This is a genomic window from Rhizobacter sp. AJA081-3, from assembly GCF_017795745.1.
Classification (GTDB): Bacteria; Pseudomonadota; Gammaproteobacteria; order Burkholderiales; family Burkholderiaceae_C; genus Piscinibacter.
Genome location: NZ_CP059067.1, coordinates 3,825,913 through 3,844,939, shown reverse-complemented (window position 1 = coordinate 3,844,939; position 19,027 = coordinate 3,825,913). Strand labels below are relative to the sequence as shown.

Genomic DNA, 19,027 nt, shown 5'->3' with positions numbered 1-19,027 from the left:
CTCAGTACGGGCGGAAGTTGCCGTGCGTGCCGGTGGCCGCGAAGCGGGCCGGCGCGCTGCCGGGCCGTGCCGCTGCCGTGGTGCGCTGGGGCGTATTGGCCGCGCGGCGCTCCACGCCGCTGGGGCCGTCGCCGCGGGCGATGCGCTGCACCTCGCCCTTGCCGCCAGCGGCGAAGAACGACACCGACTGCTGCAGTTGCTCGGCCTGGCCGGACAGCTCTTCCGACGTGGCGGCCAGTTCCTCCGAGGCCGAGGCGTTCTGCTGCGTCGCCTTGCTCAGCTGCCCCATCGCCCCGCCGATCTGCGTGACCGACTGACTCTGCTCCTGCGAGGCCGCGGCGATCTCCTGCACCAGCTCGCTGGTCTTCTGGATCGACGGCACGATCTCGTCGAGCAGCTTGCCCGCGCGCTCGGCGGTGGACACGCTGTTGGCCGCCAGGTCGCCGATCTCCTTGGCCGCCTCCTGGCTGCGCTCGGCCAGCTTGCGCACTTCGGCCGCCACCACCGCGAAGCCCTTGCCGTGTTCGCCCGCCCGCGCCGCCTCGATGGCGGCGTTCAGCGCCAGCAAGTTGGTCTGGTAGGCGATGTCGTCGACGATGCTGATCTTCGCAGCGATCTGCTTCATCGCGCTGACCGTCTGCGTCACCGCCTGGCCGCCTTCGCCGGCTTCCTTGCTGGCCTTGGTGGCCATGCCGTCGGTGACCTTCGCGTTGTCGCTGTTCTGGGTGATCGAGGCCGACATCATGTCGATGGACGCAGTGGTCTCCTCCACCGACGAGGCCTGCTCGCTGGCCGCTTGAGACAGCGACTGCGCCGTGGCGCTGACCTGGTTGGCCGCGCCCGTCAACGCGTCGGCTGCCGAGCGCACTTCCTCGATGATGCCGGCGAGCTTCTCGCTGCTGGCGTTGGCGTCGCGCTTGACCTGGTCGAACACGCCTTGCACATCGCGAGTGATGCGCTGGGTGAGGTCGCCGCCGGCCAGGCCGGAGAACAGCCGCACGACGTCGTCGAACACGGCAGCGGTGGTGTCGAGCAGCTCGTTCACGCCCGAACACATGTCGGCGATGGGCCCGCTCTTGCCCTCCATCGGGATGCGCTGCCCGAGCTCACCGGCCTTCGCGGCCGAGGTGACTTGCTGCGCCTGCTCCACGGCGTCGCGAAGCATCTGGTTGGCCTTGACCTCGGCAGTGACGTCCGTCGCGTACTTCACCACCTTGAACGGCTTTCCGTCGAGCCCGTAGATCGGGTTGTAGGACGCCTGGATCCACACTTCCTTGCCGCCCTTGCCGATGCGCAGGTACTGGCCGGCGTCGTACTCCCCGCGCCCGAGCTTGTCCCAGAACAGCCGGTATTCGCTGCCGGCCCGGTAGGTCGGCTCGACGAACATCGAATGATGCTGGCCCTTGATCTCGCCCAGGCTGTAGCCCAGGGTGTTGAGGAAGTTGTCGTTGGCGTCGATCACCTTGCCGTCGAGCGTGAACTCGATGACCGCCTGCGCCTTGCTGACGGCCTTGATCTGGCCTTCGTAGTCGGCGGCCTGCAGGCGTGCCTGCGTCACATCGGTGGCGATCTTCACGCACTTGACCACCTTGCCGGCGGCATCCTTGACGGGCGCGTAGACGGCCTGGATCCACACCGGCTGGCCGGATCGCGTGACGCGCTTGAAGACCTGGCTGTACGAACGGCCGCTGGTCAGGTCGGCCCAGAACTGCTGGTAGGCCGGCAGGTTGCTTTCGGCCGGGTCGACGAACATGCGGTGGTGCTTGCCGACCACGTCTTCGCTGGCGTAACCCAGCAGCGAGAGGAAGTTCTGGTTTGCCTTCAGCACATGGCCGCCGAGATCGAATTCGATGTAGGCGTAGGCGGCGTCGACGGCGGCCAGCACGCCGCGCAAGTCCTGTCGCTCGAGCTGCGCTTCGGCGAGCTCGGCCAGACGGGGGCCCGCGACGAGTTGTTCGAGCCAGGTTCCATTCGGGGTGTTCATCACAGGGTTCCTTCGGTTGATGCGTGGGACTTCGTGCGGGGAAAGGGTGTCGCCGCTTCCATGGCCAGCTGGCCCAGAGATGCGACGTCGAAGATGAGGGCAACCTCGCCGTTGCCGAGGATCGAGGAGCCGGACATGCCGCGCAGGCTGCGGAACATGCGGCCCAGTGGCTTGATCACGGTCTGGTGCTGGCCGAGCAGCATGTCGACGAGCACGCCGTAGCGCTGTGCGCCGGAGTGGATGACGACCACGCTGCAGCGCTCGGGCGGCGGCGTGTCCAGTGCGTACAGCGCGCGCAGGCTGAGCACCGGCAGCACGCGGCCGCGCAGCTCGACGACGCTGCGTCCGCGCGCGTCCAGCGCAGTGGCGGTGGGGCGGTCCTCGATGACTTCGGCGATGGCATCGAGCGGGAAGATGAAGCGGCTGGCGCCGACGCCGACGAGGAAGCCGTCGATGATGGCCAGCGTCAGCGGCAGGCGGATCTCAATGCACGAGCCTTGCCCGTCCTGGCTCGACACCGTGACGCTGCCGCGCAGCGCCTCGATGTTGCGGCGGACCACGTCCATGCCGACGCCGCGGCCGGACAGGTTGGTCACCTTCTCGGCGGTCGAGAAGCCGGCCTCGAAGATGAGGTTGAAGATCTCGGCATCGCTCGGTGTCGTGCCGTGCTCGAGCAAGCCGCGGTCCCAGGCGCGCTGCAGCACCTTGTCGCGCTGGATGCCGCGGCCGTCGTCGGCGATGCGGATCAGGATCGCGCCGGATTCGTGGCAGGCCGACAGCGTCAGCCTGCCCTGGGCCGGCTTGCCGGCGGCCTGGCGCTGCGCGGGCGTCTCCAGGCCATGGTCCAGCGCGTTGCGCACGAGGTGCATCAGCGGGTCGGCGATGCGTTCGACGACGGCCTTGTCGAGCTCGGTCTCGCCGCCCACGATCTCCAGCACGACGTCCTTGCCGAGTTCGGCGGCGGTATCGCGCACCACGCGACGGAAGCGCGAGAAGCTCTCGCCGATGGGCACCATGCGCAGCTGCAGCGTGCCGTTGCGGATGTCCTCGACGAGTGTGCCGATCTGCTGGTTGGCTTCGATCAGCGCCCCGTTGCGGGTCTGCCGCGCCAGCAGCGAGGCGCCGGCGCTGGCGATGACGAGTTCGCCGAGCAGGTTGATGACGGCGTCGAGCCGGTCGGCCTGCACGCGGATGTAGCGGCCGGCGTCGGCGGTGGAGGTGGTGGCATGGGGGGCGTTGGCCGGTTCGCGCAGCCGGGCCGGGGCCAGCGCAGCGCTTTCGGCCGATGGCGCGGGCGCCGTCTCGGCCGCCGTGTCGGGCGCGACGGCTTCGTCGATCTGCAATGCGGTGTCGTCGATCGCGAAGCTGAACGCGTTTTCGATGGCGCGGCGCTCCTTGTCGGTGTGCAGCGTGAAGGCGAAGGCGAGGTGGCAGCTCTCGGGATCGAGGCTGTCGAGTGCGGGCACGGCCTCGCCGTCGCACTGCACCGCGTCCATCGCACCGAGCTGGCCCACGTAGCTGAGCAGGGCCAGCGGATCCATGCCGTTGCGGAAGGTGTCTGCGCCGAAGCGGGCGGACACCTGCCAGGCCTGCATCCGGCCGGCCGCCTGGGCTGACGCTGCCGGCTCGCTCGGCCGCGCCGCAGGCGCCGTGGGTCGCAGGGCTTCGAGCCGGGCCACCAGGACCTCGCGAGTGGCCTGGCCGGAGTCGTCGTCGCTGCCGCCGGTGGCCTGGTCGATCAGCTGGCGGATCTGGTCATTGCATTGCAGCAGCAACGTGGAGATCTCCGGCGTCAGCGCGAGCTCGCCCTCACGCAGGCAGTCCAGCAGCGTCTCGACGTGGTGGGTGAATGCCACCACCGCATCGAGGCCGAAGATGCCGGCCGAGCCCTTGACGGTGTGGGCGCAACGGAACAGCGCGTCGAGCAGCTCGCGGTCGTCCGGCGCGTCTTCCAGTTGCAGCAGCAACTGCTCGATCGAGCTGATCTGTTCCTGGCCCTCGCTGATGAAGGCGGGCAGGGCGTCGGCGATGAAGCCGATGTCGTCGTGGTCGTTCATGCGAGTCTTCCTTCGGCCGGGGTGTCCAGCAGCGTGCCTGCCACGCCGAGCGTGCGGCAGGCGCGCTCCAGCACGGGGCTGGGTGTCTCGATGTGCAGCGTGGCCTGCGCCTGCGCGGCGCTGCGCGAGAGCGACAGCAGCAACTGCACGCCGGCGGCATCGGTCTCGTCGACCGGGCTGGCGTCGACGAACCAGGCTTGTGCATCGCCCAGGCCGGCCACCCAGGCCAGCATCGCCCGGTGGGTGTCGGCGGCGGTGTGGATGGTCAGCTCGCGGGGCAGGAGGTGGCGGCTCATGGCGGCTCCTACGCGGGCAGCAGTTTGGACACCGCGTCCAGCAGTTGCGGCGGGTTGAAGGGCTTGACCATCCAGGCCTTGGCACCGGCGGCGCGGCCCTCCTGCTTCTTGGCGTCCTGCCCTTCGGTGGTCAGCATGATCACCGGCGTGAACTTGTGGCGCGCGTTCTCCTTGAGCTTGCGCACGAAGGCGATGCCGTCCATACGGGGCATGTTCACGTCGCTGACGATCAGGTTGACCCGGCCTTTCTCCAGCTGTTCGAGGCCCTCGATGCCGTCGCCGGCCTCGAGCACCTCGTAGCCGGCGCGAACGAGGGCGAGGCGCACCACCGTGCGCAGGGAGCTGGAGTCGTCGACGATCAGGATGGTCTTGGTCATGGCGGGTGGAAGACGCTTGAGTGATAAGAATGATACTCAAAAATGGCGAATACAAATCGCATAAATACTTCCTTGCGGTGCTAATGTGACTTAAGTGGCAACTTCAAACGAAGTCACTTCGTGAAAGTAAGTATTTCGCATCAGGTGATAAAAATGACCTCAGCGGGCGCCAAGCCGGCGCGCCCGTTCCAGCAGCCGCAAGGCATTGCGGTAGGTCGGCACCTCGACCCAGAGCCCGTCGACGAGCGCACGCTCCTCGCCGCGCTGGCGTGCCGCCTCGAAGGCCTCGACGAGGGCACGGGCACGCTGCAGTTCCCCGGCATCCGGCGTCAGGGCGGCGTTGAGCGGCCGGGCATGATCGGGGCGCACCAGTGACTTGCTGCGGTAGCCCAGGCGCCGCGCGTAGCGGGCCTCGCGCACCGCGCCCTCGGCGTCGCTGAAGGTGTAGGGCGCGTCGATCGGCTCGATGCCGGCGGCGCGGCACTCGAGCAGGAAGCGGCGGCGCGCGTGGTCGAGTTCCACGGCGTCGGGGCCGCGCTCGGCACACAGGTCGTTCGCCAGGTCCTCGGCGCCGAGCAGCGCGCCGCGGATGCGCGGGCTGGCTGCGGCGATGCTGCGCACCTCGACCACGCCGAGTGCCGTCTCGCACACCGGCAGGATCTCGGTGCGGCCGGCCGCGATGCCCAGCGCCTGCTCCCACTGCGCGATGGCTTCGTGCAGCGAGTGCATCTGCGCCGCGCTCGCGGCCATCGGCAGGGCGATCACGTCGGGCCGCGTGGACATCGCGGCGGCGAGGTCGGCGCGGCCGTCGCCGTCCAGCGCGTTGATGCGGATGGCCGCCACCCGGCCCGCCGCGCGGCAGCCTTGCACGTAGCGCGAGAGCAGGCCGCGGGCCTCGTCGCGCCGCGCCGGCGGGGTGAAGTCCTCGAGATCGACGATCAAGGCATCGGCGCCGCTGGCCAGCATGGCGTCGTGCGCGCTTGCGTCGGCACCGGGGCCGAACAGCCAGGTGCGGCGCAGCTCGGGGGCGGGAACGGTCATGTCGGTCTCCAGGCATGGGCTGCGGCCGATTCTGCAATCGCGCCCTGCACGGGCGGCTCGATCGGCCGAAACCGGATTCCTTATTCCGGTTCAAGGAAATTCCCGACCGGATCCGTAGGCTATGCGCATTCACATCGACCTGCGGAGACTTCCATGGCCCAAGGCTTCACCAGCCAGATGGCGCGCAACATCTTCTACGGCGGCACGGCCTTCTTCGTGCTGCTGTTTGCCGCGCTGATCTTCGATACCGAGCAACGCATCCCCGAGCGCTCGAAATCCGCCGACATCACGCCCGCCGTGGTGCGCGGCAAGCACCTCTGGGAGACGCGCAACTGCATCGGCTGCCACACGCTGCTGGGCGAGGGCGCGTACTTCGCGCCGGAGCTCGGCAACGTCTACAAGCGCCGCGGCCCCGACTTCATCAAGGCCTGGATCAAGGCCCAGCCCACCGGCGCCCCGGGCCGCCGGCAGATGCCCAACTTCCACTTCACCGATGCGCAGCTCGACGACATGGTCGAGTTCCTCAAGTGGACCAACGGCGTGAACACCGAAAACTGGCCTCCGAACATCGAGGGCTGAGGAGAACCACCATGCACATCGCCACCCTCAAGTTCCAGTCGCAGTCGGTCTCCCGGCTGTACTTCATCGCCGCGATCGGCCTGTTCGTCGGCCAGATCGTCTTCGGGCTCACGCTCGGGCTGCAGTACCTGATCGGCGATCTGGCCTTCCCGGCCATCCCGTTCAACATCGCCCGCATGGTGCACACCAACCTGCTCATCGTGTGGCTGCTGTTCGGCTTCATGGGCTCGGCCTACTACCTGATTCCGGAGGAGGCCGACACCGAGCTGTACAGCCCGCTGTTCGCGAAGATCCTGTTCTGGATCTTCCTCTTCGCCGGCGCGGCCACCATCCTGGGCTACCTGCTGGTGCCCTACGCGACGCTGGCGGAGTGGACTGGCAACGACCTGCTGAAGACGATGGGCCGCGAGTTCCTCGAGCAGCCTTTGCCGACCAAGCTCGGCATCGTGATCGTGGCCCTGGGCTTCCTCTTCAACATCAGCATGACGGTGCTGAAGGGCCGCAAGACGGCGATCTCGCTGGTGCTGCTGATGGGCCTGTGGGGCCTGGCGCTGATGTTCCTGTTCAGCTTCGTCAACCCGAACAACCTGGTGCGCGACAAGATGTACTGGTGGTTCGTCGTCCACCTCTGGGTGGAAGGCACCTGGGAGCTGATCCTCGGCGCGCTGCTCGCCTTCGTGCTGGTCAAGACCACCGGCGTCGACCGCGAGGTGATCGACAAGTGGCTGTACCTGATCGTCACCATGGCGCTGGTCACCGGCATCCTGGGCACCGGCCACCACTTCTTCTTCATCGGCCTGCCGGGCTACTGGCACTGGGTGGGCAGCGTGTTCAGCGCGCTCGAGCCGATCCCCTTCTTCATGATGACGCTGTTCGCCTTCAACATGGTCCAGCGCCGCAAGCGCGAGCACCCGAACCAGGCCGCCGTTCTCTGGGCGGTGGGCACCGCGGTGATGGGCTTTCTCGGCGCCGGCCTGTGGGGCTTCGCGCACACGCTCAGCGCGGTGAACTACTACACCCACGGCAGCCAGGTCACGGCGGCGCACGGCCACCTCGCCTTCTACGGCGCCTATGTGCTCGTCGTCATCGCGATGATCAGCTACGCCATGCCGATCCTGCGCGGCCGCGAAGCCAACCCGAAGCGTGCGCAGGCGGTCGAGATGTGGAGCTTCTGGATCATGACCATCGGCATGGGCGTGATGGTGCTCGCGCTGACCGGCGCCGGCATCCTGCAGGTGTGGCTGCAGCGCATGCCCACCGAGAACGCGATGTCGTTCATGAACACGCAGGACCAGTTGCGCTTCTTCTACTGGATTCGCGTGGCCGGCGGCGTGATGTTCCTGGCCGGGCTGCTGACCTACCTGACGAGCTTCTTCATCGGCCCCGCGGCCGACGAGGTGGAGGCCGGCAGCGCTCGCCTGCAGGCGGCCTGACCGCGGAGTCTGATGATGGAACTGATGAGCGCAAGGCAGGTGGCGGCGGTGCCGTACTACGCCGCCCAGGGCAGCGAATGCACGCTCTTCGAGCAGGCCCATGCGAGCCGCCTGCCGCTGCTGATCAAGGGCCCGACGGGCTGCGGCAAGACGCGCTTCGTCGAGCACATGGCGGCGCGGCTCGGCCGCCCGCTGGTCACGGTGAGCTGCCACGATGACCTCAGCGCGGCCGACCTCGTCGGCCGACATCTGATCGGCGGCGGCGACACCGTGTGGTGCGACGGCCCGCTGACGCGCGCGGTGCGCGAAGGTGCGATCTGCTACCTCGACGAGGTGGTCGAGGCGCGCAAGGACACCACCGTCGTCCTGCACCCGCTGGCCGACGACCGCCGCGTGCTGCCGATCGAGCGCACCGGCGAGCTGCTGGCCGCGGCCCCCGGCTTCATGCTGGTGATCTCCTACAACCCCGGCTACCAGAACCTGCTCAAGGGCCTGAAGCCGAGCACGCGTCAGCGTTTCGTGGCGCTGACGCTGGGTTACCCGGTGCCCGACATCGAGCGCAGCATCGTGCAGGCAGAGAGCGGCTGCACCGCGGCCGTCGCGCAGCAGCTCGTGCAACTCGCGCAGGCGCTGCGCCGCCTCACCGATCACGACCTCGAAGAGACCGCGAGCACGCGGCTGCTGGTGATGGCCGCGCGCCTGGCCGCCGCCGGCCTGCCGCTGCGGGATTCCTGCACGGCCGCGATCGTCGACGCGCTGACCGACGATGCCGACACGGCCCGCGCCCTGGCCGAGGTGGTGAGTGCCGTGGTCGGCGATGGCTGAAATGAGGTTTTCCAGAACACCGGTGAGCAGTGACAGGCCAGTGGCTGCCAGCGGCCCGTTGCGGTCTTCGTGGGTCTGCTTTGCGTGCGACGGGCATGGTCGCAGGGCGACGGCGGTACCCGCGTTCTCCGGCCCACGCTCGCGGGCGGCGACTGTGTGTCGCCACCGTGGCCGCATCAACACCTGGTGTGCCATGCCCTCGCCAGGGCGACCGCGAATGGGGCCTGCGCCCGCAGGCACCACCGCCGCCCTGCCGGCACCAGCGGTGGCCTGCCGTCATGAGGGCCTCGGTGCTGCTGGGGCAGGTGGTTCGGGTGTGCGATCGCAGGCCCCATTCGCGGTCGCCCTGGCGGGTGCAGGCTGCAGGCGTTGTTGATGAGGCAGCCGCCGCGTCCCTCGGTGGTCGCCCGCGAGCGTGGGCCGGAGAGCGCATATCCGGAACGCCTGCCCGCGCGCCCATCGCTGCGGGTCTTCGTGAATGTCTGCAACGGGCCGCAGGCCGCCTGCCGACTTCCGGGGTTTCACGCATTGCGGGGCGTGCGATGAGCGGCGGAGCCACTGGCATGGGCGTCGCCCTGGCCGTGCGCGGCGATGCGCAGGAGCAGCGCCGCATGGCCACGCTGCAGCGCCGTCGCCGTGCACTGCAGATCGGCTTCTTCGCGCTGTTCCTCGTCGCCCCCGCGCTGAACCTGCTGCGCTTCGACCTCACCGAGACGCAGCTGTGGGTGCTCGGCTTTCGCTGGTCGCTGGGCATCGACGACTTCGTGAACGGCCACATGACGGCCACGCAGGCGGCGCTGTCGATCATCCTGCGCGGCATCCTGCCCGCCGTGGCGCTGGCGATCGCCTTCATGACGGTGGCCTACCGCTACGGGCGCCTGTACTGCGGCTGGCTGTGCCCGCACTTCTCGCTGGTCGAGTCGCTCAACGGCCTGCTGCAGCGCGCCAGCGGCAAGCTCAGCTTCTGGGACAAGCACTCCACGCCACGCGCCGGCGGCGCCCCCGACAAGCGCTGGTGGCCGGCTTTCGTGCTGGCCTGCGCCACCTTCGGTTTCCTGTGGGCGATCACGCTGCTGACCTACCTGCTGCCGCCGCAGCAGATCTGGGGCAACCTGGTCCACGGCACGCTCACGCCCAACCAGGCGCGCTTCATCGGCATCGGCAGCCTGGTGTTCACCGCCGAGCTGATGTTCGCGCGGCACTTGTTCTGCCGCTTCGGCTGCGCCGTGGGCCTGTTCCAGAGCCTGGCCTGGATGGCCAACCCTAAGGGCCTGGTGGTCGCCTTCGATCGCGAGCGTGCGCGCGACTGCCGCGACTGCAGCACCGCCGATTCGCCCGACGGCTCGGCCTGCGACACCGCCTGCCCGATGCGTCTGAAGCCGCGCAACATCAAGCGCATGATGTTCGCGTGCGTGCAGTGCGGGCAATGCCTCACCGAATGCGAGACCTCGCACGACGCGCACGGCCGCAGCCCGAACCTCGAATGGAAAGTCGGCCTGGACGCGGTGCGCGAGACGCTGCGCCAGCGCCGGGAGCACTGAGCCATGGAAGAGTGGATCGGCGAACGCTGGCACCGCCTCATCACGCGGGCCGCCGACCGTTCGTTCGGCGAGCAGGCCGTCGCGCTGGAAGCCATGCAGCGCGCCGCCGCGATGCTGTTCCACGCCGTCGGCGGCGCGCCCGGCGTGCGCGTGGTGCCGGCCGGGCAGGCGCGCATCGGCGGGCCGCGCGGCTGGCTGCAGAAGTTGGCCGGCAGCGGCCTGCGCGCCGCTACGACGAAGCTCGACGCCGACACGCTCGCGCTGCCGCCAGTGATCGCGGTGTTCGACGATGCAGCGCTGAATCGCGACCTCTACCTGTGGCTCGCCTCGCTGGCCGCGGCGCACGAACCGCAGGCGGACTGGATCGCTGCCAACGTGGCCGCCACCGAGCGTGTGCTGCAGCGCTGCCCGGGGCTGAGGCCGCGCTGGCAACGCCTGCTCGCCGCGCACCTGGCGCAGCGGCCGGAGCCGGCGAGCCTGCGCGGCACCGCCGTCGCCGCCGAAGCCGCGGTGCAGGCGGCCTTGCGCGGCGGTGCGACTTCGGGCCTGTCCATCGAGGCGCACGAGGTCGCGCCGGTGTGGCTGTGGCTCGAGGCCTTGCCGGCGCAGCACGCCACCGGCGCCGGCGCGTCGAGCGGCGAAGCGGGGCGCAGCGGCTCGTCTGCCGCCAGCAGCACGCGCCGACGCACGCGGCGTGTCGAGCAGCGCAGTGCCCGCGCGCCACTGCTGCTGCCCTCGAAAACCGAGCAACTGATGAGCTGGGCCGACCACGTGCCGCTGGACCGTGCCACCGACGACGAGGACGACGGCAACGCGACGCGTGCTGCCGACGACATGGAGCAGCTCGCCATCACGCGCGACGGCCAGGCCGGTGCGGCACGGGTGAAGTTCGATCTCGACCTGCCCAGCGCGAGCGCCGACGACCGGCCGCTCGGCGAGGGCGAGACGCTGCCCGAGTGGGACTGGAAGCAGCAGCGCCTGCGTGCCGACCACTGCCAGGTCGTGACCCTGCTCGCGCAGCCGGCATTGCCCTTCGCGCCGGCAGCGCCGCTGCGCGTCACGGCTCGGCGCGTGCGCCGCCGCCTCGAGGTGCTGCGCGCCGCGCCGCGCTGGCAGCGCCACTGCGCCGACGGCGAGGAGATCGACCTCGACGCCTGGGTTCGCCATGCGAGCGACGATGCGAGTCATCCCGCACCGCGCGATCCACCGGTGTTCGCGCGCCGCACGCGCGGCGAGCGCAGCCTGGCCACGCTGCTGCTGGCCGACCTGTCGCTGTCCACCGACGCCCACGTCAACAACGAGTCGCGTGTGATCGACGTGATCCGCGATGCGCTCTACGTCTTTGGCGAAGCGCTCGACGGCACCGGCGACGCCTTCGAGATGCTCGGCTTCAGCTCGGTGCGCCGCCAGCATGTGCGCATGCAGCACCTGAAGGGTTTCGACGAGCCCTGGAGCGCCGCCGCGCAGGCGCGTGTGGGGGCCATCAAGCCCGGCTACTACACGCGCATGGGCGCCGCCCTGCGGCTGGCGACCCGGCGCCTGTCGCAGCGGCCCGAGCGCCAGCGCCTGCTGCTCATCCTCACCGACGGCAAGCCCAACGACCTCGACGTCTACGAGGGCCGCTGGGGCATCGAGGACACGCGCCATGCCGTGCAGGAAGCCCGCGCGGCCGGCCTGCTGCCCTTCTGCCTGAGCATCGACGAGGAGGCGCACGACTACCTGCCGCACCTGTTCGGCCGCGGCGGCTGGGCGCAGGTGCGCCGGCCGGCCGAGCTGCCCGCCCGGCTGGCCTCGGTGTATGCCCGGCTGACGCGTTGATCGACGGCGGCGATTGACGGTCGTCAAGCCCGGGGGCGCACGCCATTCACACAATCGCGCAGCCCTCTGCCGGAGCCGCCGTGGAAACCCGTTCCTTCGACCTGCCCCGCTACCTGTCGGTGCTGCCCCTGTTCACCGACCTCAGCCGCCCCGAGCTGGAACGGCTGGCGCTGGGCTGCCAGCTGCGCCGCCTGTCGCGCGGCGACACCGTGTTCCGGGTCGGCGAGCCTTGCGAGGAATTCCACGTCACCGTCACCGGCCAGATCAAGCTGTTCGCGATCTCTCCGGCCGGGCAGGAGAAGGTGATCGAGCTGGTCGGCCCCGGCAACAGCTTCGCCGAGGCGCTGATGTTCACCGGCAAGCCCTACATCATCAATGCGCAGGCGCTCACCGACACGCTGCTGCTGACGGTGACGAAGAACGCGGTGGTCGGCGAGATCGAGCGTGACCCGCGCTTCGCGATGCGCATGCTGGCCGGCATCTCGCGTCGGCTGCACGGCCTGGTGCACGACGTCGAGGCCTATGCGCTGCACAGCGGCATGCAGCGTGTCATCGGCTATCTGCTGCGCGACCAGATCGCCGAAGATTGCGTCAGCGGCGAGGTCATCACCGTGTCGCTGCCGGTCAGCAAGGCGACCATCGCCTCGCGCCTGTCGCTCACGCCGGAGTACTTCTCGCGCGTGCTGCACGAACTGGAGGCCGCCGGCCTGGTGCGCATCGACAAGCGCGACGTGCACATCCTCGACGTGAAGCGGCTGTCGGCCTACCCGGGCCGCTGAATCAGGGGGCGCGAGGCGCCGTCTTGAACTGCTTCAAGGCGGCGCCGCGCTGCCGGTCGTGCAATGGGCGTATCGAACGACCCGCACGAAAGCACGCCATGTCCCTGCTCAGCGAGCCCCTGCAATTCACCCCCGACAACCGCGCCGCTGGCGTGAGTCCGGCGCGTGTCAGCCTGGTCGGTGCCGGCCCCGGCGACCCCGAACTGCTGACCGTCAAGGCCGCTAACGCGCTGCGCAACGCTTCGCTGGTGCTCTACGACCACCTCGTCTCGAAGGCGGTGCTCAAGCTCGTGCCGCCAGGCGCCGACCTCGTCTACGTGGGCAAGGAGAGCGGCCACCACACGCTGCCGCAGGAAGGCATCATCGACATGATGGTGCGGCTGGCGAAGAGCGGCCGGCGCCTCGTGCGCCTGAAGGGCGGCGACCCGTACATCTTCGGCCGCGGCGGCGAGGAGGCACAGGGCCTGGCCGCCGCCGGCGTGCCCTTCGACGTGATCCCCGGCATCAGCGCGGCGCAGGGCGCAGCGGCGGCGGCGGGCATTCCGCTGACCCACCGCGACCACGCCGAGGCGCTGGTGTTCGCCACCGGCCACCTGCGCGGCGAGGGCAGCGAGCGAAGTGTCGATCTCGACTGGCCACTTCTCTCGCGCCCGCGCCAGACGGTGGTGATCTACATGGGCGTGGGCACGCTGCCGGTGATCAGTGCGCAGCTGCAGGCGCATGGGCTGGCCGGCGACACGCCGGCGGCACTGATCGAGCGCGCCACGCTGCCCGACCAGCGCACCGTCATCGGCACGCTGGCTACGCTGCCCGAACTGGCCCGGCGCCACGACGTGCGCGCGCCGGCGCTGATCATGATCGGCACGGTGGTGTCGGTGCAGCGCGAACTGGGTGCGGTGCTGCCCGAAACGATGCTGGCTGGACGCTGAGCCCGGCCGGGCCGGGACGGACGCACAATCGCGCCGTGTCCGACGCCCCCCCGATCATCCTCGACGCCGCCGCGCCGCCGAAGCGACCTCGCCTGAGCGTCGCCGCCTGGCTGGCCGGCGTGAGCCTGCTGGCCCTGCTGCCGATGCTGGGCTTCTCGGCCTTTGTCGTGCAGCGCGCGATCGCCGAGCAGCAGGCGTTGGCCATGGCCACGCAGCAGCGCCGTGCCGGCGATGCGGCGACGTCGATCGGCCACCAACTGGAGAGCGTGTTCTCGGTGCTGCGCACGATGGCGCAGGCGGAGAGCGTGAAGCAGGGCGACATGGCCGCCACCTACGCGATGGCTGCGCGCGTCGCCGAGGCCGACCCGCGCATCGTCGGCATCAGCGTGGTCGACGCCGACGGCAACCAGCCATTCAACACGCTGCGCCCGTTCGGCACGCCGCTGCCCCGGCCCCCGCCGCCGCTGATGGACATGCAGCGGCCGGTCATCGAGCAGGGGCAGCGCGTCGTGTCGCCGCTGGTCACGGGTGAAGTCAGCAAGAACAAGGTCGTCGGTGTCGGCATGCGGCTGGACATGGGCCTCGCCGGGCAGCACGCCGTCCGCGCGGTGGTCCGGCTCGAATCGATCGGCGACTGGCTCAACGAAGACGGCTGGCCCGACGACTGGACGGCCGCCGTGGTCGACCAGAACAACACCATCATCGCCCGCTCGCGCGATGCCCAGCGCTACGTCGGCCAGCCGGCCACCCAGCTGCTGCAGGACAAGGTGCGCGAGGGGCTCACCGTGTTCGAGTCCGTCACCAAGGACGGCACCGCGGTGATCACCAGTGTCGCCATCGTGCCGGGCACGGGCTGGTATGTCGCTGTGGGGCGGCCGAGCGCGGCGGTGGACGCACAGGTGCGGCGCTCGATGCGCGACATCCTGGCCGCGGGGGCACTCTGCGCGCTGCTGGCCATCGCCGGCGCCTTGTACCTGGCACGCCGGCTCGGGCGTCAGTTGCGCGGCGTCGTCGACGCGCACCTCCAGGGCCGGCCGGGGCCGGTGTCGCGCAGCACGCTGCGCGAGGTGGCGGAGCTTTCCGGGGCGCTGGCCGAGGCGCGCGCGGCGGCCGAGAAGGCCACCGGCGAACTGCAGGATGCAAAGGAGGAAGCGCTGGCGCGGCTGAAGGAGCGCAGCGAGATGCTCGACGTGCTGGCCCACGAGGTGCGCCAGCCGCTGAACAATGCCTCGGCAGCGCTGCAGGCCGCGACGGTGGAACTGGCGCGCAACGGCCAGCAGGCGGCCGCCGAGCCGCTGCGGCGCGCCGAGGGCGTGCTCGGTGACGTGCAGGCGAGCATCGGCAACACGCTGGCGGTGGCCTCGCTGCTGGTCGGCGGCGAGCGCATCGAGGGCATGGACACCGACATCGACGCACTCATCGAAGTGGCCATCGCCGACATGCCGCGCGACGAGCGTGCCCGCGTCGTTGTCGAGCGCGCCACCAACACCCGCACCGCGTCGATGGAGCCCGGGCTGATGCGGCTGGCGCTGCGCAACCTGCTGTCCAACGCGCTGCGCTGCAGCCCGCCGGGCTCGCCGGTGGTGGTGCGCGTGTCGGACTCCGACGAGCCGCTGGCGCTGATCCTCGACGTCATCGATCGCGGCGCCGGCATCGCCGACGAGCAGCTGCCAACGCTGTTCCAGCGCGGCAGCAAGCGGCCGGGCGGGCGCCGCCAGGGCCTGGGCCTGTACATCGTGCGGCGCGTCATGGAGCTGCACCGCGGCAGCGTGCTCGTCGAGCGCAGCAGCGCCGGAGGCACGACGATGCGCCTGGTCGTCAATCAGCACGCCGTGGTCTGACTCGCCGGCCCGTAGCCGCATTCCCCATGAGCCTCGCCCACCTCCTGCTCCGACACGCCAGGCAGTCGCCCGAGCGCACGGCGATCTTCCACGGCACGCGGCCGCATGCCAGCCATGCGATGTGGGCCGCGCGCAGCGCCGGGCTGGCGCAGCGGTTGCGCGAGGCCGGCCTGCAGCCCGGTGAGCGCATCGTGCTCTTCATGCACAACCATCCGCGCTACCTCGAGCTGCTGTGGGGTGCCTGGTGGGCTGGCCTGGTGGTGGTGCCGGTCAATGCCAAGCTGCATCCGCGCGAAGTGGAGTGGATCGTCGAGAACGCGCAGGCGCGCTGGGCCTTCGTCACGGCCGACGTCGCGCCGCAGCCGCTGGCCGGTCTGGCGCGGCAGGTCGACATCGAATCCGCGCAGGCCGATGCGCTGCTCGCGCCGGTGCCCGACGCGCGGGCGGTCCCGATCAGCGATCGCGCACCCGACGACCTGGCCTGGCTCTTCTACACCAGCGGTACGACCGGCCGGCCCAAGGGCGTGATGATCACGCAGCGCAACCTGATGACGATGGGGCTGACCTACTTCGTCGATGTCGATGCGGTATCGGCCGGCGATGCGATCGTCTATGCCGCGCCGATGTCGCATGGCGCGGGCCTGTACGCGATCCCGCACCTGATGGCCGGCGCACGGCATGTGGTGCCGGCCTCCGGCGGCGTCGATCCGGCCGAACTGTTCGCGCTCGGTGCGCAGCTCGGAGCGCTGTCGACCTTCGCCGCGCCGACCATCGTCAAACGCCTGGTCGACCACGCCGAGCAGGCCGGCCTCGGGCCGCAGGATGCGGCACGGTCCTTCAAGACCATCGTCTACGGCGGCGCGCCGATGTACGCGGCCGACATCGAGCGCGCGCTGCGTGTGATGGGCCCGCGCTTCGTTCAGATCTACGGGCAAGGCGAGACGCCGATGGTGGCCACCGCGCTGTCGCGCGCGCACCTGGCCGACGCGTCGCATCCTCGCCATCTCGAGCGCATCGCGTCCGTCGGCGTCGCGCAGACACCGGTGCGCATCCGCATCGCCGACGCGCAGGGGCGCGATCTGCCCACGGGCGAGATCGGCGAAGTGCTGGTCCAGGGCGACAGCGTGATGGCCGGCTACTGGCGCAACCCCGAAGCCACGGCCGCGGCGATCCGCGACGGCTGGCTGTTCACCGGCGACGTGGGTTGCCTCGACGCCGACGGCTTCCTGACCTTGAAGGACCGCAGCAAGGACCTGATCATCAGCGGCGGCTCGAACATCTACCCACGCGAGGTGGAGGAGGTGCTGCTCACGCTCCCCGGCGTGGCCGAGGTCGCCGTGGTCGGCGCGCCCGACCCCGAGTGGGGCGAGGTGGTGGTGGCCTTCGTCGTGGCGCAGGCCGGCGCGGTGGTCAGGCCCGAGTCGCTCGACGCGCACTGCCTGGCGCAGATGGCGCGCTTCAAGCGGCCCAAGCGCTATGAGATGGTGACCGAGCTGCCGAAGAACAACTACGGCAAGGTGCTGAAGACCGCGCTGCGCGAGCGGCTCACGGGCGGGACCTGATCCACGCGTCGACCTGCTCGTCGAGCACCTCCAGCGGCAGCGCACCGCCGGCCAGCAGCATGTCGTGGAAGTCCTTCACAGCTTGCGCATCGAAGCGCGCGCCCAGCGCCTGCTGCGCCCGCGCGCGCGCCGCCTGGATGCGCAGCATGCCGATCTTGTAGGCGCAGGCCTGCCCCGGGTCGACGATGTAGCGCTCGATCTCCGCGACCACGCCGGACTCGGGCAGGCCGGTCTTCTCGACCATGTAGGTAATGGCCTGCTCACGCGGCCAGCGCTTGAAGTGGATGCCGGTGTCGACGACCAGCCGCACGGCGCGGAACATCTCGGCCTGCAGGCGGCCCAGGTCGCCGTACGGATCGTTCGCGTACAGGCCCATGTCCTTGCCCAGCCATTCGGTGTAGAGCGCCCAGCCTTCCATGTAGGCGGTGAAGGGCAGCACCTTGCGGAAGGTCGGCACGCCCTGCAGCTCCTGAGCGATGGCGATCTGGAAGTGGTGGCCGGGCACGCCTTCGTGGATGGCCAGGGTGCGCATGCCGAACTTCGGCGTCTCGGCCATGTCGCGCAGGTTGGCGAAGAAGACGCCCGGCCGCGTGCCGTCCATCGCCGGCGGGTTGTAGTAGGCGCCGGGCGCCGTCTTGTCCTTGAACTCGGGGACGCGGCGCACCTCGATCTGCGCCACGGGCAGGCGGCCGAACAGCGCCTTCGAGCGATCGAGCTGCTCGCGCAGCATGGCGGTGTAGTCGGCCAGCGCGGCGCGGCGTCCGTCGTCGTTGTCGGGGTAGAGGAAACGCGGCTCGCGTGCCAGGCGGGCCAGCGCCTGCGCCACGCTCTCCTGCGGTCGCAGCTCCGATTGCGCAAGCAGGATCGCCTTCATCTCGGCGTCGATGCGCGCCACCTCCGCCAGGCCGAGGTCGTGCACCTCCTGCGGCGTCATCCGCGTGCTCGTCTGCTCGCGCAGCAGGTGGCGGTAGTAGGCGTCGCCATCGGGAAGCTTCCACACGCCGTCGTCGGTGGTGGCGCGCGGCATCTGCTGCTCGAAGAAGGCGATCAGGCGGCGGTAGGCGGGTACCACGCCGCCGTCGAGTGCCTGTGCACAGCGCGTCAGCAGCGCCGCGCGTTCGTCCGGTGGCAGCCCGCCCAGCGCAGCCAGCCGGCTGGCGAAGTGCGTGTACAGCGGGTTCTCGGCGGCAGGCTTGCCGGCGAACTCGCGCATGCCGGCGAGCACCCGTTCGATCACGAAGCGTGGCGGGATCACGCCGATCCGCTGCCGCTTCTCGAGCCCTTCGATCACCTGGTCGAACTTGCGCCCCACTTCGCCCAGTCGCGACAGGTAGTCCTCGGCGCCGCGGCGGTCGGTGATGGCGTGGGCGTTGATGAGGAAGTCCGGCGTCTGGTTCTGTACCCCCCAGAGCTGCTCGACCGGGTAGTCGTGGAAGCGGAACGGCTCGCCTTGTACCTTGACCTCGAGGAACCACGCGAGCACGCGGGTCGACAGCTTCTGCGACGGCGTCTGCGAGGCGATGTCATAGGCCTTCAGATCGGCCAGCCGCTGGCGCAGGCGTGCCGCGTCGGCCTCGGTCTTCGCGATGGAGAGGTCGTCCAGGTGCGCGTTGTGCCGGCGGTAGCCGAACTGTTCGGCGATGCCGATCTCGGTCAGCAGCTCCGGCTTGGCCAGCGCCTCCTCGATGAAGACCTTCTCGAAGAACAGGTCGAGGCTGAACGGGCGGAACCAGACCAGGTTGACGACGAACACCGATACGGCGAGCAACAGCGCCGCCAGAAGCCAGCCGATGGCCTTCGGAACGGAAGTGGGCATCAACCCAGCTTAACGCAGCCGCGCCCCCGCGAACGAGGGGTCGGTAAACCCGCGGGTCCACGGTCGGCCCTGCTTGACGCAAAGAGGGATCCGTGAAGAAATGTGCATACGTCCCTTCTGTCGGAGGGGGGGAACGACCGATCCACAGC

The 19,027-nt window shown here is 69.9% G+C and carries 15 protein-coding genes; 9 read left to right on the top strand and 6 right to left on the bottom strand.

The features are described 5' to 3' along the window. Window position 1 precedes the first annotated feature (1 nt). From HZ992_RS18310 to HZ992_RS18290, 5 genes are all read right to left on the bottom strand, one after another. Window positions 2-1,984, bottom strand: a complete 1,983-nt coding sequence (locus HZ992_RS18310; protein WP_245213103.1) for a methyl-accepting chemotaxis protein — start codon at window positions 1,982-1,984, stop codon at window positions 2-4. Beyond that, entirely contained in the window at window positions 1,984-4,041 is a 2,058-nt protein-coding gene (locus tag HZ992_RS18305; protein ID WP_209383249.1) for a chemotaxis protein CheA, read from the bottom strand. The genes HZ992_RS18310 and HZ992_RS18305 overlap by 1 nt, the downstream gene beginning before the upstream one ends. Further along, window positions 4,038-4,337: an STAS domain-containing protein gene (locus tag HZ992_RS18300; RefSeq protein ID WP_209383248.1), complete on the bottom strand. Its 300-nt coding sequence runs from the start codon at window positions 4,335-4,337 to the stop codon at window positions 4,038-4,040. Before HZ992_RS18300 ends, HZ992_RS18305 begins: the two co-directional genes overlap by 4 nt. Before the next feature lie 8 nt (window positions 4,338-4,345). After that, window positions 4,346-4,714, bottom strand: coding sequence for a response regulator (locus HZ992_RS18295; RefSeq protein ID WP_209383247.1), 369 nt, complete (start codon window positions 4,712-4,714; stop codon window positions 4,346-4,348). A 159-nt stretch (window positions 4,715-4,873) separates the two neighbouring features. Beyond that, window positions 4,874-5,755 carry an HpcH/HpaI aldolase/citrate lyase family protein gene (locus HZ992_RS18290; protein WP_209383246.1) on the bottom strand — a complete coding sequence of 294 codons (882 nt, stop codon included), beginning with the start codon at window positions 5,753-5,755 and terminating at the stop codon, window positions 4,874-4,876. A gap of 153 nt (window positions 5,756-5,908) precedes the next feature. On the opposite strand from HZ992_RS18290, the gene HZ992_RS18285 reads away from it, so the two are divergent. The 9 genes from HZ992_RS18285 (at window position 5,909) to HZ992_RS18245 (ending at window position 17,062) form a co-directional block, all read left to right on the top strand. Beyond that, complete coding sequence (locus tag HZ992_RS18285) at window positions 5,909-6,334, top strand: c-type cytochrome (protein ID WP_209383245.1); 426 nt, start codon at window positions 5,909-5,911, stop codon at window positions 6,332-6,334. Window positions 6,335-6,345: 11 nt separating this feature from the next. After that, window positions 6,346-7,767: a cbb3-type cytochrome c oxidase subunit I gene (locus tag HZ992_RS18280; RefSeq protein WP_209383244.1), complete on the top strand. Its 1,422-nt coding sequence runs from the start codon at window positions 6,346-6,348 to the stop codon at window positions 7,765-7,767. A gap of 12 nt (window positions 7,768-7,779) precedes the next feature. Then, window positions 7,780-8,592 carry a CbbQ/NirQ/NorQ/GpvN family protein gene (locus tag HZ992_RS18275; RefSeq protein ID WP_371816752.1) on the top strand — a complete coding sequence of 271 codons (813 nt, stop codon included), beginning with the start codon at window positions 7,780-7,782 and terminating at the stop codon, window positions 8,590-8,592. A 563-nt stretch (window positions 8,593-9,155) separates the two neighbouring features. After that, the gene (locus HZ992_RS18270) at window positions 9,156-10,133 is read left to right on the top strand and encodes a 4Fe-4S binding protein (RefSeq protein ID WP_245213102.1); all 978 of its coding nucleotides are present in this window, start codon (window positions 9,156-9,158) and stop codon (window positions 10,131-10,133) included. A 3-nt stretch (window positions 10,134-10,136) separates the two neighbouring features. Then, entirely contained in the window at window positions 10,137-11,951 is a 1,815-nt protein-coding gene (locus HZ992_RS18265; RefSeq protein ID WP_209383242.1) for a nitric oxide reductase activation protein NorD, read from the top strand. A gap of 80 nt (window positions 11,952-12,031) precedes the next feature. Continuing rightward, window positions 12,032-12,730: a Crp/Fnr family transcriptional regulator gene (locus HZ992_RS18260; protein ID WP_209383241.1), complete on the top strand. Its 699-nt coding sequence runs from the start codon at window positions 12,032-12,034 to the stop codon at window positions 12,728-12,730. Window positions 12,731-12,828: 98 nt separating this feature from the next. Beyond that, window positions 12,829-13,659: a uroporphyrinogen-III C-methyltransferase gene (gene cobA, locus HZ992_RS18255; RefSeq protein WP_209383240.1), complete on the top strand. Its 831-nt coding sequence runs from the start codon at window positions 12,829-12,831 to the stop codon at window positions 13,657-13,659. A gap of 35 nt (window positions 13,660-13,694) precedes the next feature. Next, entirely contained in the window at window positions 13,695-15,500 is a 1,806-nt protein-coding gene (locus HZ992_RS18250) for a sensor histidine kinase (RefSeq protein ID WP_209383239.1), read from the top strand. 26 nt (window positions 15,501-15,526) lie between these two features. After that, window positions 15,527-17,062, top strand: coding sequence for a class I adenylate-forming enzyme family protein (locus HZ992_RS18245; RefSeq protein WP_209383238.1), 1,536 nt, complete (start codon window positions 15,527-15,529; stop codon window positions 17,060-17,062). On the opposite strand, the gene HZ992_RS18240 is transcribed toward HZ992_RS18245, so the two are convergent. Then, window positions 17,046-18,878 (bottom strand): DUF885 domain-containing protein, encoded by a 1,833-nt coding sequence (locus HZ992_RS18240; protein WP_209383237.1) that lies wholly within the window; start codon window positions 18,876-18,878, stop codon window positions 17,046-17,048. The two genes, HZ992_RS18245 and HZ992_RS18240, sit on opposite strands and share 17 nt — an antisense overlap. Window positions 18,879-19,027 lie beyond the last annotated feature (149 nt).